Annotated in this window: 9 protein-coding genes; 7 read left to right on the forward strand and 2 right to left on the reverse strand. The window is 39.9% G+C overall.

Going from position 1 to position 15,328, the window contains the following annotated elements; genetic code table 11:
* Positions 1 to 10: 10 nt before the first annotated feature.
* Together H7U17_RS14925 and H7U17_RS14930 are read right to left on the reverse strand one after the other, a co-directional pair.
* Positions 11 to 3,262, reverse strand: coding sequence for a SusC/RagA family TonB-linked outer membrane protein (locus H7U17_RS14925; protein ID WP_230981438.1), 3,252 nt, complete (start codon positions 3,260 to 3,262; stop codon positions 11 to 13).
* A gap of 279 nt (positions 3,263 to 3,541) precedes the next feature.
* Positions 3,542 to 4,234, reverse strand: coding sequence for an N-acetylmuramoyl-L-alanine amidase (locus tag H7U17_RS14930; RefSeq protein WP_230981440.1), 693 nt, complete (start codon positions 4,232 to 4,234; stop codon positions 3,542 to 3,544).
* A 297-nt stretch (positions 4,235 to 4,531) separates the two neighbouring features.
* Between H7U17_RS14930 and H7U17_RS14935 the strand changes: the two genes are divergently transcribed.
* The 7 genes from H7U17_RS14935 (at position 4,532) to H7U17_RS14965 (ending at position 15,328) form a co-directional block, all read left to right on the forward strand.
* On the forward strand, positions 4,532 to 5,167 hold the full coding sequence (locus H7U17_RS14935; RefSeq protein ID WP_186757554.1) for a response regulator: 636 nt from the start codon (positions 4,532 to 4,534) through the stop codon (positions 5,165 to 5,167).
* Positions 5,168 to 5,391: 224 nt separating this feature from the next.
* Positions 5,392 to 6,276, forward strand: coding sequence for an N-acetylmuramoyl-L-alanine amidase (locus H7U17_RS14940; protein ID WP_186757555.1), 885 nt, complete (start codon positions 5,392 to 5,394; stop codon positions 6,274 to 6,276).
* A 132-nt stretch (positions 6,277 to 6,408) separates the two neighbouring features.
* Positions 6,409 to 7,269, forward strand: a complete 861-nt coding sequence (locus tag H7U17_RS14945) for a BadF/BadG/BcrA/BcrD ATPase family protein (RefSeq protein WP_186757556.1) — start codon at positions 6,409 to 6,411, stop codon at positions 7,267 to 7,269.
* Positions 7,270 to 7,275: 6 nt separating this feature from the next.
* Positions 7,276 to 8,100, forward strand: coding sequence for an N-acetylmuramic acid 6-phosphate etherase (gene murQ, locus H7U17_RS14950; protein ID WP_186757557.1), 825 nt, complete (start codon positions 7,276 to 7,278; stop codon positions 8,098 to 8,100).
* Between the two features lie 16 nt (positions 8,101 to 8,116).
* Positions 8,117 to 9,673 (forward strand): glycoside hydrolase family 10 protein, encoded by a 1,557-nt coding sequence (locus H7U17_RS14955; RefSeq protein ID WP_230981442.1) that lies wholly within the window; start codon positions 8,117 to 8,119, stop codon positions 9,671 to 9,673.
* A gap of 2 nt (positions 9,674 to 9,675) precedes the next feature.
* The gene (locus tag H7U17_RS14960) at positions 9,676 to 11,115 is read left to right on the forward strand and encodes a sodium:solute symporter (RefSeq protein WP_186757558.1); all 1,440 of its coding nucleotides are present in this window, start codon (positions 9,676 to 9,678) and stop codon (positions 11,113 to 11,115) included.
* 70 nt (positions 11,116 to 11,185) lie between these two features.
* A complete protein-coding gene (locus H7U17_RS14965) occupies positions 11,186 to 15,328 on the forward strand; it encodes an AAA family ATPase (protein WP_186757559.1) in 4,143 nt (1,380 codons plus the stop codon).

The following is a 15,328-nucleotide window of genomic DNA, read 5'->3' on the forward strand; positions in this document are numbered from 1 at the left end:
ATTCAGCTTTTTATAGTGTTATCTGCAAACCAAAAGATACATTTCTACTATAAGGGTATACCCTACCGAATGTATTCGAGTCCCTGCTTCCTGCTGAGGTATAATCCACTTCTGGATCAATCGGCAAATCAAGATTATCAAATTCAAATAGGTTCTCCCCACTGAAATAAACCCTTACTTTGTCAATATTCAGTTTACCTATCAGAGACTGAGGCAAAGAATAACCAATAGTGATATTCTTCATTCTCATATAAGACATATCCAAAAGATATCTCGTCTGTCTCAAGAAATTTTTGCTATTGCTAGATTGTCCTTGATTGGTAGGTCTAGGATAGAAGGCATCTGGGTTCTCTGGCGACCAATAGTCCAGCTGATGTGCAAACCATGCTTCACCTGGCCTGTATCCAGGCACGAAAATCGGCCCGTTTGCCCAGTAATCACGCTTACCCACACCTTGGATAAAGAAATTGAAATCAATGCCTTTATAGTCACCACCTAACCTAAAACCATACTGGTATCTAGGAGTGGAATTACCAATTACTTTCAAGTCGCCGTGATCTTCCACAGTATTGGAACCATAGGTAATTTCCCCATCACCATCAAGGTCCTTGTATTTCACATCACCTGGTCCGTAGAAGAACCAACCGCTTTCGTATAGTGACTGGGAAGGTATCCCCTCCTTCATCACATATTTACCATTTTCCAACAATAAGTCACCATTACCATCTTTTACAAAATCATCCTCCGTAAACAATCGGTCAGTTTCATAACCCCAAATTTCACCAAGGGTCCTCCCCACTCTGTTGGAATATATACTCTTATTATCTGCAAATTCCGTGATGCGTTCTTTGAAATCAGAAAGCATGGCTGTAGCATTAAGGTTTAGGCCATTTCCGAATGAATGGCTATAATCAATGGCCAATTCCCAACCAGTGGTCTCCAATTCACCAAGGTTTTGTTTAGTTGCACCAGTACCATAAGATGCAGGAAGTACCTCTCCAGCACTGTGCATATCACTGGTGGTTCTCCTGTACCAATCAAAGGTCAAACCTAACTTATCCTGGAAGAATCGAGCATCAAAGCCATAATCCAAGGTAGTCACAGTCTCCCAAGTCAGTGAGGAAGGCAAAGCGCCAGGTGTCCCGAAAGTCAATTGGTTATTACTGCCATTTAACCATCCAGAAGAATAGGAGCCCATGATCCTATATATATCGCTCAAATAGGCGTTTTGATTGCCAATGGCTCCCCATGAAGCCCTCAGTTTCAAGAAGGACATCACATTGGTTACTGGCTCCATGAATGGTTCTTCCGTGATGACATAACCAGCAGACATAGAAGGGAAGAATGCCCATCTTGCTGTTGGTGAAAGCCTCGAAGAGCCATCATAACGTCCGTTCAACTCTAAAAAATATTTTTCCTTATAGTTATAATTGATCCTACTGAAAGCCCCCATTGTAGCCCACTGGTTTCTCGCACCTCCTACAAACTGATCTCCAGAAGCCAAGTCAAGTTCACCTCTATCCAAATCCATCAGATCTCTTCTTTGGGAACTGTGGTACCAGTATTCATAGGATTCGATATCACCACCGGCCATAAACTTGAAGGTATGATCACCAAATTGCTTATCATAAGTAGCGAATAACTTACCTACATTTCTATTGCTCCATGAAGAGCCATAAATCACCCGATTATAAGAAGCACTTGAATAAGGCGCGTATTGCAAATTGGCACCTGTTGCCCAAAAATTATAAGCGGAAACTACACCACCAGTTTGGTGATCATGGAAATTATTCGAATCAAAGGTATAATTTGCGTTTATGGCCAAGCCTTTAACAGGACGAATTGTCGTTCCTAGGTTTATCCTGCTCAAAGAAGTGGTTTGTTCATTCATTTTTGCCTGACTAACCTCAGTCACAGCACTTCTGAATGGATAGCCTTCATAAGTTCCATATGGATAGGTCTTTGGCCATCTAAACAGATAATACCAAGGATCGTATGTTTCACTACTAAAATAGAACGGCCTTGTAAACTGCGTCTTACTATAAAGCACTTTACCTCTAACTTCCATCCAATCCGTTACATCAGTATTGACGCTTAGGTCCAAAGAATAACGGTTAAACTCGTCCGGATTTACTTTTAACACACCATTTTGGCCAAGATATCCGACACCTAGTCGATAAGTCGTCTTGTCAGTTCCTCCAGCAACAGATAAATCATGCTTTTGTTGAGGTGTACGATCTCTCATGAACATATCCCCAGCATCCCAAGGACGATAAAAGAACAATCTGCCATCACGGATTTCAAAATCTCTACCCAAAACCATTTCATTCCCTAAATTCTGACCACCATATTGCTGTTCCCACTCTCTCATTTTCTGTATCCCCTCTTCATCGAAATACATACCTACAACACCAAATACGTTGGTGGAAGGATTGGTTCTTTGCAAAGCTTTAAAGGCCATTTCTGCTCCTTCAGCTGCCGGAGCAATAACTGGCGTTTTGGTAGGAGTTGCCCATGAGAAGTTATTGGAATAATTGATCTTAGGCGCTTCACCTTTTTTACCTGTTTTGGTGGTGATCAAGATCACCCCCCAGGCACCTCTGGAACCATAAATGGAAGCAGATGCGGCATCCTTCAAGACGGAGATAGACTCAATATCCTCAGGGTTGATCATTTGAAGGTTGGGCACTTCCACATTGTCCACTAAGATCAAAGGTTGAGCACCACCGGAATTACTCAGTGTTCCTGTCATACCTCTCAGTCTTATTTGAGGATTCTGACCAATCTGACCACTTGGAGTAGTAATGGTCAATCCAGGAGTGGTCCCTTGTAAACCTCTTCCCACATCGGTAATTGGCCTTGACTCTAATACTTTCGTGTCTACTGTGGATACTGCTCCAGTAAGATCACTTCTCTTTTGTGTACCATAACCAACGACAACCACCTCTTGTAGTGATTTGGCCTCTGCCTCAAGAGCGACATTTATCGTTCCACCACTAGCCACAGTTTGTTCCTGCGGAATCATCCCAATAAAGCTAAAAACCAGCACATCTCCCTGGCTTACTTCGATTTTATACTTTCCATCAATGTCCGATGAGACACCTTTGGTAGTCCCTTTGACCAAGATGCTCACTCCTGGTAAAGTAGTCCCATCATCAGCACTTGTCACCGTACCAGAAACATCGACTGTCTGGGCTAGTACCTGAAAATGGAACAGGAGAAAACAAATCGCTCCCAAAGAACAGCGTAAAAGTTTTTTCATGTTTAACATTTTTTGATTGTTAGTTTAGTGAATTTTTTATCCCAATAGGAGTAGAAAAACTGTGATTATTGTTTTGCTTTTAGGGCCATTGTCATTTGTCCACAACTTTTCATATCTATTGGTTGCTCAAATTTTTCCATAATATCCATGCATTCCATCCCTGAAAACAGGGATATTATCAAATCACCATTAATCTAAAAAACATTAAAACTCCATTTATCGGCATAAAAAAAGGCCATGAAAATGTGTTTCATGACCTTTTAGGGGAAGTATAGCAACTTATTCCTTCTTTAGGGACGGAGACTCCTTAAGCTCCAAATCCTCTAAACGCTTTCTGATTTTTCGCATAAATTTCTCTCCGGGATCTGTTTTTACAGTTCTGTATCCCTCATCCAGCTCTTTCCATAATGGATGGCCTTCAAAAGCAGTATATTCATAATGACCTATTACATACTCTATATCATATTTCCTCTTCAAATGCCTTACCAACTCTTCATTGGCTAACAATTGTGCTTTGGTCAGTGGTGCTTTTGCACTGCCTACGTTTTCCACCCCAATGGCACAATGGTTCAATCCGATCACATGCCTGGCCATTATAGTATCGGGGAGCTGACGAAAGATGGTACCATCCCTGTCTATTAAATAATGCGATGAAACATTAAGCGAACCGGCGGAGGCAATGCCTCTGCGGCTACCTGGCAAATGCACAGGATTCATGGCATCGTAGGATCTTTCCAAGTTTGGAATGGCCGTCCAATGCAAAACAACCATTTTGGGCACAATGCTTGGCTCCTCTTGGACCATACCATAATGATCTTCCATATATGTCAAGGTGAGTGTTCTCCTCTCCTCATCAAATTTGATCGGCTTATAAAACACCCTATAAGTAGGATTGGAGCAAGCCCCAAAAAAAAGTGCGACCAAAACAATTAGCCCCAGCCTAACAAGCTTCATTTTCATTCTATCATTCATATATCAAACTTTTCTCACTGATCACGACATAAAACATATTAAATTCCAACTTGACAATTAATACTGATTATACCATCCCTGAAAACAGTGATTTTTCCAAGAGACGCCATTCTCTTTAGTCAATAAAAAACTGTTCAAAACAACAGAAAAACGCATTTTTATAATTTTACACTAGTATTCAAGCATTTTTCGCTATTTACCTTTTATGTAATTTCTATTTCAAAAAACCTTAAATTAGGCTTTATTCCAACAACAATAGAATAAGTTCATTTTATTTCAAGGCTAAAAAAGAATATCATGATCAATGTACTGATTGCTGACGACCACCAAATGTTTATAGATGGCCTCAAAGCCATGCTATCTGATATACCTGGTATCAAAGTAGTTGCAGAAGCAATGAATGGCAAAGAGGCAATCAACTATTGTGATATTAGCCCGGTAGATATTGTGATCATGGATATTAACATGCCTGTGATGGACGGTGTGGAGGCCACTAAAACCTTACTTAAGTCCCATAAATCCCTGAAAGTTCTGGGCCTATCCATGCATAATGACAGACATTTCATTTCTGATATGCTCAAAACAGGAGCTCAAGGATATATTTTAAAGAATACGGGAAAAAATGATTTGGTAGAAGCCATCCAAACACTCCATGCAGGAGGAACCTATCTGGGTGAGGAAGTCAGCAAAACCCTAGTCAATAGCTTTATCAAAAAGCCTGGAAAAATGCAGGTCAATGAAAAACTATCCGATAGAGAAATGGAAGTCTTGGGATGTATAGCGAATGGACTCACCACCCAAGAAATTGGAGAACAGCTCTTTATTAGTAAAAACACTGTAGAAACCCACCGCAAGAACCTACTCTATAAACTTCGGGCGAAAAACACTGCTGAACTTGTCAATAATGCCTATAAAAAAGGGCTAATCAAATAATTTCATCTCTTCCAAGCTTTACTTGCCCCTACTAATCACTCCATTTAAAAGAGTAGGGCAATGAATATTATTTTCATTCATTCTCCCCAATAATACCTCACCTCTCAAATCCCTTTTTTCAGGGATTTTTAGCAAATATTTTATTTTGATATTTGTAGCTTGATTACTTATTCAGTTCAAAATTGTCTATTTTGAGCTTAATCACCACGAAACCCGAATGCTTAATGAAACTAATTCATTGTCTTGGTCTTATTTTGATCCTTGCATGCCTTTCATTTGCCTGCACCCCCAACCCTTATAAGTCCATCAACAAACAACATAAAAAAAAGGTAGAAGCTGCCACACAAAATATTCTTGAAATACCTAAAGCAGGTGAAGAGGGCGACACGACCAATGTCACCGATCTGTGGGTGGGCACTACCAACTTCAGTATAAGAAGGCCTAACTTTGTCATCATCCACCATACTGCACAAGACTCTCTTGAACAAACAATTAGAACATTTACTTTGCCTCGTACCCAAGTGAGTTCTCACTATGTGGTCAGTAAAGATGGTACCATTGTACAAATGCTCAATGATTACCTAAGATCTTGGCATGCGGGCCGAGGTAAATGGGGACATGATACGGACCTAAATAGTTCTTCTATAGGCATTGAATTGGATAATAATGGATCAGAGCCATTCACTACAGCGCAAATAGAAAGTTTATTAAGCTTGTTAAAGCGACTTAAAAACGATTATAATATCCCTACAGCTAATTTCATTGGCCATGCTGACATTGCCCCAGCCAGAAAAGTTGATCCTAGTGCCCACTTTCCCTGGCAAAAACTGGCCGAGGAAGGATATGGACTCTGGTATGATACTCATATGGTCACAGAAATAGGAATTCCTGATAAAAATGGCCAATATATATCCAAGGAGATAATGTTGGAGCCAGTTCCCAGCCATTTTAACCCAAAAGAAGCACTCCGCATCATTGGCTATGATGTGAGTGACTATACATCAGCCATCAGAGCCTTTAAAATTCATTTCATTCAAAAGAACCTTGACAGTGACTTGGACGATAATGACTTGAGAATCCTTCACAATCTGTACAGAAAATACCTTTAGGAAGGATAATACAGTGATTGTATTAAATCCCTATTTTCAGGGATGCCTAAGGCCCCAAATAAAAACATCTTTGTATCATAAGTGATACCATAAGTTGGAGTAAATCACCCATTGCAAATAAAACTTGAGAATATGCTATTAATTGCTGATAGTGGATCAACCAAAACCGACTGGAGACTAGTGGATGACGAGGGCCATACCCTGAATTCGGTGCAATGTAAGGGGCTTAACCCTTACTTTTTATCAGAAGCAGAAATCGCTGGAATAATTCACAATGAAATTCTTCCTGAGGCCTCAAACATAGACAAAGTCATCTTTTACGGAGCAGGTTGCGGACTTCCTGCAAAAGTGGAGCAGATGAAATCAGCCATTGAATCAGTGCTACCGGTAAAATATCCAACCGAAGTATATGGAGATATATTAGGAGCTGCTAGAAGCTTATTGCAAGACCAACATGGCATCACCTGTATTCTCGGCACAGGAGCAAATTCCTGTGTATATGATGGTAAGCATATCATAGAAAATGTTCCTTCTTTGGGCTTCATCTTGGCTGACTGGGGAAGCGGGACGGTTCTTTGCAAAGACTTGATAGCTCAGGTCCTGCAGAAAAAACTTGACCCGGTAATCATTGCGGACTTCCATTCTACCTTTGACATGGACACCAGGCAGATTTTGGATAAAATCTATAATAAACCACAAGCCAATCGCTTTTTAGCTTCATTTACACCTTTTCTGCTCAAACACTCCGACAACCCATCTTGCCAAAGAATCATCAAAGATAATTTCCGGCAATTCTTTGAATTCTATGTTCTTCCCTATGGAGCAAAAAACATGTCTTCATCAATTGCCTTTACCGGCTCCATTGCTTACCATTTTAGTGATTTCCTGCATGAAGTGGCAGAGGAATACGGCATTAAAATCAAAAACATTGTACAGCATCCCATGAACGGATTGGTAAAATACCACTGCCAAACAGTACCTGCAATCAAATAATCGATAATGACACGTCCAACAATCTATACCACAGAGTCATCCTCTCTTTATGATAATTTAGAGGAAATGTCCACAGGGGAATTACTTAAAAGCATCAACCAAGAGGACCGAAAAGTTGCTAAAGCGGTGGATAAGGTGATACCACAAATTGAGCATTTAGTGGATGCAGCTGTAAAAAGCCTTCAAAATGGAGGAAGACTGTTCTATATTGGAGCAGGTACCTCAGGCAGGCTTGGAATCTTGGATGCGTCTGAAATACCTCCTACTTATGGCGCTTCACCCAATTTGGTAGTTGGACTCATTGCCGGAGGTGACTCAGCCATCCGAACAGCGGTAGAAGGAGCTGAAGACGATCCTGATCAGGCATGGAAGGATCTAGAGAAGCACCAAATCAACAGCAAGGATATCTTGATAGGAATTGCCGCTTCAGGAAGAACCCCTTATGTCTTAGGCGGCTTAAAAGCAGCCCTAGAAAACGGTTTGGTCACCGGGAGTATCAGTTGCAATAAAAACGCAGCTATATCTCAGCCAGCCCATTTTCCTATTGAAGTAGAAGTAGGACCTGAATTTGTCACAGGGAGTACCAGAATGAAAGCAGGTACTGCCCAAAAATTGGTACTCAATATGATCAGCACTAGTCTCATGATAAAATTGGGAAAAGTAAAAGGCAATAAAATGGTCAATATGCAGCTGAGCAATAATAAGCTTGTAGACAGAGGCACCAAAATGGTCATGGAAGAAATCCCCAGCTTAGACTATAGCGCGGCCAATTCATTACTAAACAAGCATGGTTCCGTAAAAAAGGCCATTGAAGCTTATCAAAATCAATAACTATTAAACAATTTCCATGATGCCAGCATTAGGAAAAATCACCTGTTTACTGTCTGCATTATTATTGTCCTTAACAAGTATTTTTGAGGCCTATGCACAGCAAGCCCCTAAAAGAGAACTTCGCGCTGCATGGATTGCCAGTGTAGAAAATATAGATTGGCCAAGTAAGAAAGGATTGCCTGCTGCACAACAAAAAGCTGAATATATCGCCTTATTGGACACCCTAAAAGCTGCGGGTATGAATGCCATCATTATGCAAATTCGCCCTACTGCTGACACCTTCTACCCTTCAAGTTATGAGCCTTGGTCTGCCTACCTTACTGGCAAGCAAGGAAAAGCACCTGAACCGTATTATAACCCTTTAAGCTTTATGATTCAGGAAGCTAAAAAGCGGGGATTGGAGTTCCACGGTTGGTTCAATCCATACAGGGCTTCCAATAAAAAAGATTTTGTTCCTTCAGCAGAACATCCGCTGGTCCAACACCCTGATTGGTTTGTCCAATATGGAGGGAAATGGTATTATGATCCGGGCATACCAAAAGCCCAAGAGTTTGTCTTACAATCCATTATTGAGGTGGTGAAACACTATGATATGGATGCTGTTCATTTTGACGACTATTTTTATCCATATAAAATAGCCAACGAGGTATTTCCTGATAGTAGCTCCTTTGCTAAATATGGTCAGCGATTTGATGATATTGAAGATTGGAGGAGGAATAATGTCGACTATTTTGTAGAAGAGCTTTCCAAGAGGATCAAAAAAGAAAAGCCTTTTATGAAATTTGGCATCAGTCCTTTTGGGGTTTGGAGAAACAAAAGCAAAGACCCAAAAGGATCAGATACCCAAGCAGGGCAAACCAATTATGACGACCTCTATGCCGATGTACTCAAATGGCTGAGGGAAGGATGGCTTGATTATATCACGCCACAAATTTACTGGCATATCGGTTTTGAGTTGGCTGAATACAAAACATTGGTAGAGTGGTGGGCGGAGAACAATTACGGAAGACATATATATATTGGCCAAGGGATCTATAGAGTGGGACAAAAAGGTTGGGAAGACAAAAACGAGATTGTCAACCAAATAGAATATAATAGGACTTTCCCTGAAGTAAAAGGAAGCATGTTTTTCAGTGCCAGAACCATTGCTGGCAATAAAGAAAATGTCAATTCACAACTGGCAAGAGCATATACAAGCCCAGCCCTACCACCAATAATGCCATGGATGGACAATACAGCTCCTCTCTCCCCTGAAACCATCCACGCAAAGGGCAGTCCAGATAAGGGAATCACATTAAATTGGAAGGCTAATTTGAATGGAGATATAAGTTATTTTGTAATTTACAGATTCGAAGAAGGTGAAGCGATTGATATTTCCAATCCTAACAATATTGTTGGAATCGTTCAAAAAGACGTCTATCCCTTACAATCTTGGCAGGATAATGAAATAAAAAAACGCAGCAAATACACCTATTGTATCACAGCTGTGGACCGACTTCACAACGAAAGTACAGCCTCACTTCCTCTTGAAATAATTACTAAGGGGAAAAGGAAAACCATCAAAACACCTTAAACATGAGCCAAAGTCTGGTATTTATTGTAATCGCAGCTTATTTTCTTCTTTTATTATTCATAAGTTACCTGACTTCAAGAAAAACCGACGATTTAACTTTTTATACTGCCAACCGGCAATCGCCCTGGTATTTAGTGGCTTTCGGAATGGTCGGTGCCTCATTATCAGGAGTCACATTCATTTCGGTTCCTGGAGAAGTGGGAAACTCCTCATGGAATTACCTGCAATTTGTGATGGGAAACATGCTTGGCTATGCCGTCATCGCTTTGATCCTTATCCCTTTGTTCTATAAACTGAAATTGATTTCAATCTATGAATACTTAAAGGGCCGATTTGGGCACAATTCCTACTTATCAGGTTCAGTGATATTTTTGGTTTCTCAAACCATTGGCGCTTCATTCAGACTATTCCTGGCGGCCACCGTATTGCAAATCGCCTTTTTTGATGCCTTCAATATCCCTTTTTTCATAACCGTTTTTACTACTGCATTACTCATCTGGCTATATACCTATAAAGGGGGAATTAAAACCATTGTCTGGACCGACACTTTGCAGACAACTTTTCTTTTATTGGCAGTAATTATCAGTATCATCATTATTAGTCAGGAATTGGAACTAAATACAGTAGAACTGCTTGGAGTAATCAAAGCAAACCCTTTGAGCAGCATATTTGAATGGGATCCCCTATCGAGTAAGAACTTCTATAAAATGTTCTTTGCCGGGGTATTTATCACCATAACCATGAATGGCTTGGATCAAAATGTCATGCAGAAAAACTTGACTTGCAAGGATCAAAAAGAAGCCAAGAAAAACATTTTTTGGTTCTCAATAAGCTTTTTTATTTCTAATTTATTCTTTCTTTCCTTGGGAGTATTACTTTACTATTTTGCTGAACAAAATGGCATTGCCATTCCTGAAAGCACAGATGAATTATACCCCATACTTGCCTTAAATCATTTTGGTACTTTGGCCGGAATCACTTTCCTATTGGGGATTATTGCTGCAGCTTTTTCTAGTGCTGACTCTGCCCTGACAGCTTTGACCACCTCCTTTTGCGTGGACATTCTTGACTTGCCTTCCAAAGGCCATTCAGTACAAAAACCAACTCGATTAGGAGTGCATATTGGTTTTACATTCCTGATATTCATCATTATCATCTTATTTGACCTGCTCAATAACAGTAGTGTAGTCAGTGCAGTATTCAAAGCAGCAGGATTCACCTATGGTCCACTCTTAGGGCTTTTTGCTTTTGGGCTTTCCAATAAGCTTCAAGTAAAAGACCGTTGGGTACCATTTGTATGCATTGCAGCTCCTTTGATCAGTTATATATTGGATAGTTTTTCTGCCAAATGGTTTGGTGGATACCAATTTGGTTTCGAAATTTTATTAGTTAACGGAGCATTGACCTATCTTGGCCTATTGCTTTTGGCAAGGAAAAATTGAAGGTTGAAATATTTTCCGCTATCAAAATGGATCCGGCATAAATCATTACGCTGTCTGGCGCATAATTAATATGAAAACTAACCCTCTAGGCATCACGCATATTTCCCCTAATCATCTTAACTTTTTTAGCAAGTTGGAAAAGCACATCCAACATATGATTTCCGAAAAAAACACCAAGCAATGCGGAATCCTTATTACCGGTCCCATAGGAACAGGAAAAAGCTATTTGATTGAACAATTCCTCTTACAACACAACTCCGACGAGCATTTAATACTAAATATTAAACACCACCAACAGAGAAAAAACATTCCCTATGCCGGGCTAAAAGTGGGCATTGCAGATTTTCTTAGGAAAATCTATAATGAGATGGACAGAGAGACATTCAATCAATTTTCATTAGGCTTAAGAAAGAAATTAGGCGCCTATTTTCAACTATTACATGACTATATTCCTGAGCTTAACCTATTGAAGGGAACAGACTTAAAAACTCCATCATCCCCTAATCCAAAAATTGAGAACCAACTCTATCGCCTTTTCAAAATCTTCTTTGAATTTCTCAGTGACTTTTTCAACAAACCAATGATATTTTTCACCGATGATCTACAGTGGATGGACGGTTCCAGTGCCAACCTCCTATACTACCTGATCATCAACCTCCCTTCTGAAAAACTAATTTGGATAGGAGCAAGTAGAGACTCCAAAGAAAACACACTTAGGGTCACCCAATTGATAGAATCCCTAAAATATGAGCATAAACACATAGAGATTATTCCCTTGTCTGGATTTAGTCAAGGTGAAACCCAACGCTTTCTTGAAGAAGTCCTTGAAGCTCCCATTGACACTAAGCTGAGCCAAGTTTGCCATCAACTTAGCGCAGGTAACCCATCCTATTTGCAAGTATTATTGGACAGTTTAAAAAACGCCAATCTAATAAAAAAAGAGAAAGGATATTGGCAGGGAGACTTGGATCAAATCCATCAACAATATCAAGGCAGAAATTCTCAAAACATACTTTCAAGCAGACTGGACAAACTTTCCAAACCAAGCTTGGAAATGCTTTATATAATGTCTTGCCTAAGTAATTTCAAAAAAGAAACCTTATTGGCCTTACTCTCCAAAGAGGAGAATCACCTTATAACTGCTATCCAAGAAACCACAGATGCAGGGCTTACAGAATATTACGATGGAAAGCCCCAGTTCACTGAAACCTATATGGCCGAGGTGATTTATGAGAGGATTCCGAAGGAGGAAAAATCTACTATTCATTATAAAATAGCCAAAGAAACCATTTCCATTACCCAGGAGAATTTAGACAATACCCAAATAGTAATTGCTGCCCAGCACTTCAATCAAGCCCTAAATAAAGTAAAGCAACAGGGAGAAACCCTGCTATGTGCCAAGATTAATCTTGAAGCAGGTAAAATCCAGCAGAAAGACCATGCGCACGAGCAAGCCAGGCATTTCCTAAAAGTCAGTGCAGATCTTTTTAACGAACTCCCCTGGGAAAGTGTTAAAGACAAATATTGGGAAACATTTATGGAAAGGGCCAAAGTCGAGTATTATATGGGTGAATATGACTTGGCAGAGGTATTTCTTGACCATCTTTTGGAGCGCTTACTTGGTCCCATAAAAAGGGCTGAAGCCTTCATACTTAAAATCACCATTAATAATCACCTAGGTAGATATAGAAAAGTACTTAAAATACTGGGAGAAATCTTATTTGAACTGGGGCTACACTTGCCAACAGAAGAATCAGCATTCAAAAAAGAAATAGCACTTTTGACAAGCCTCCTTGATAGCGGCAAGCATAAACCTTTGAATAAAAACAGTATATCTTTTGATAAACAAAACGCTATCCTAAAATTACTTTATGTAGGGGGCATGGCGCTGCATCACACTTCAGATATAATGATGACTTGGGCAGCTTTGCAAATTATTCATCGCTCTCAGGGAAGCCAAAATCCTGCGGTAAAAGCCATTGGCTATGTGAGTTATGGCCGAATGAACATTATTGCTGGGGACATTGAAAAAGGTTATGAATTTGGTCAAAAAGGACTCCAATTTAACCAAGAGCTAAATGATCTTGAGTATCGCTGCAGGGCATACGGGGTATTTGCCTTTTATATCCAGCCTTGGAAAAAAGATTTTCGTCAAAGTAGAAGTTTACTCGTTGAAGGCATGAAGGCGGGGAGGCTATCAGGTGATCTCATTGGGCTTTACATTCTTAAAACACACCTTTTCAACCTTCACTTACTTTCTGGAGAGCCAATCAAATCCCTCTTGGATTATGAGTTTGAAGAATCTTATCCAGGCAGGGAGCTGACCTACTATATCACTCATTATCAAAAAAGCCTCATTCAATACCTTTGTGGAGCCAATACTTTTTTTTCTATTCCCCGTCAACCACCAAGCTGGCTGGCGGCCAAATTAACCATCCAAGAAGAGCGTTTTTATAGAAACTATGTTTGGGCAAGGTATTATTTTCTTTTTGGCCATTATGACCAAGCCTTTAGCTGCGCAAAGGATGCCCGAAAAAATCAAAAATTACAAGAAGGATCACCGCTGGTTCCTGCCAACTTGGTATTGCTTTTTCTTTCTATTAGCCAGAATTGGAATAATTACCCTAAATCTTCTCAAGCTGATTTATTAACTGAATTAAACCATATCCTTGATTTAGTAGAAAAGTGGAAGATACATGCACCGGAAAATTATGCTTCAACTTATTATTTATTGAATGCAGAATGGGGCAGGCTGAACAATACCGGAAAGGACAGCATCACCTTTAATTTCCAGCAAGCAATACAAAAGGCCAATAATAACTACTATGAGGGTGCATTGGCTCATGAGCTATTTGGAAAATATTTATTGGGTCTAGGAAAAAGAAATAAAGCATCTGAGGAATTATTATTAGCTGTCAAGGCCTACCAAAAATGGGAAGGAAAGGCAAAAGCGGAACAACTAATCCAACAATATGCTTTCCTCTTCAATGATAAAAAAGTTTATATACCTCAATTGGATATAGAGTCCCTCCTAAGGGAACTGAGCGGTGAACTTGAACCCAAATCCCTTACCAAAAAATTAATGGTAATGCTTTTAAGGATTTCCGGTTCCACAAAGACCGTTGTCCAATGGATCGAAAAAAGTGGTGAAGTGATTGACCAATCCGCCCATTCCCTGCTACCACCAATAAAACACCAAGGAGAAGAAGGCAATCAAAGCCCCAACGGCTTGATGCTAATGGCTCATCGGACCCAGTCCCTATTGATCATTAACGACTTAGAAAGTGAAAACAACTTTTCAGAAGTCAAAGAGCTTCGAAAACAAGCCGTACATTCAATGATGATCTTGCCCATTAATATTAATGGATATTTATCCATGGTAGTCTATCTGGAAAATCGGTTTATTAAAGATCTCTACCAAGAACCCATTATCAAATGGATAAGGATTGCTGCCAATCAAGGAGGCATGGTCATCGAGAATGCACGAACTCACGAAAAAACCCTAACGCTCAACCAAGAAATCAGAAAAGAGATGGAGGAAAAAGAAAGACTCTCCTCTCTTATTGAACATCAAAAAAACAATCACCTTAGGGATATCATTCAAACCCAGGAAGATGAAAGGAAACGAATCGCGGGAGACCTCCATGACAGCCTTGGCTCCTTACTTTCCACCATCAAAATGCGCTTTAACAGCCTAGAAGAAAAAGCACGTAAAGATTCCAATAATGAATTTTATAAGGATACTTTAAATAAAATGGATGAGGCCATTGAGGAAGTTCGTAGAATTGCTCATAATATGTCACCTGTATCCCTTAGACGGTTCGGATTATCCTCGGCACTGCAGACTTTAATTGAACAAATCAATATAAGCGGCCAAATGGAAGCCCATCTTCAGGTATTGGGTATGGAAGAACGCTTACCCGAACAAATAGAATTGACCATCTACCGTATTTGTCAGGAATTGGTCAATAACAGCATTAAACATGCTAAGGCCAGCTCACTTCACCTTCAACTTATCAATCATTTGGACAGTTTGAATATAACGGTGGAAGACAATGGAATTGGGATGGAGCCCAAAAGCCAAAATTCAGGATTTGGATTGCATGGAATAGAAGCTAAAGTCCAGCTGCTTAAAGGCCAATTCATGATAGAAAGTCATCCGGGCAAAGGCTTCTTGGCGGTTATTGATATCCCTATAAACCTATCCTATTAG

Origin of the sequence: Echinicola salinicaeni (genome assembly GCF_014280965.1) — a bacterium.
GTDB lineage: Bacteria > Bacteroidota > Bacteroidia > Cytophagales > Cyclobacteriaceae > Echinicola > Echinicola salinicaeni.

Coding starts and splice junctions, on each gene's coding strand:
- H7U17_RS14925 (WP_230981438.1), bottom strand. CDS start 3,262: ATGAAAAAACTTTTACGCTGTTCTTTGGGAGCGATTTGTTTTCTCCTG.
- H7U17_RS14930 (WP_230981440.1), bottom strand. CDS start 4,234: ATGAATGATAGAATGAAAATGAAGCTTGTTAGGCTGGGGCTAATTGTT.
- H7U17_RS14935 (WP_186757554.1), top strand. CDS start 4,532: ATGATCAATGTACTGATTGCTGACGACCACCAAATGTTTATAGATGGC.
- H7U17_RS14940 (WP_186757555.1), top strand. CDS start 5,392: ATGAAACTAATTCATTGTCTTGGTCTTATTTTGATCCTTGCATGCCTT.
- H7U17_RS14945 (WP_186757556.1), top strand. CDS start 6,409: ATGCTATTAATTGCTGATAGTGGATCAACCAAAACCGACTGGAGACTA.
- murQ (WP_186757557.1), top strand. CDS start 7,276: ATGACACGTCCAACAATCTATACCACAGAGTCATCCTCTCTTTATGAT.
- H7U17_RS14955 (WP_230981442.1), top strand. CDS start 8,117: ATGATGCCAGCATTAGGAAAAATCACCTGTTTACTGTCTGCATTATTA.
- H7U17_RS14960 (WP_186757558.1), top strand. CDS start 9,676: ATGAGCCAAAGTCTGGTATTTATTGTAATCGCAGCTTATTTTCTTCTT.
- H7U17_RS14965 (WP_186757559.1), top strand. CDS start 11,186: ATGAAAACTAACCCTCTAGGCATCACGCATATTTCCCCTAATCATCTT.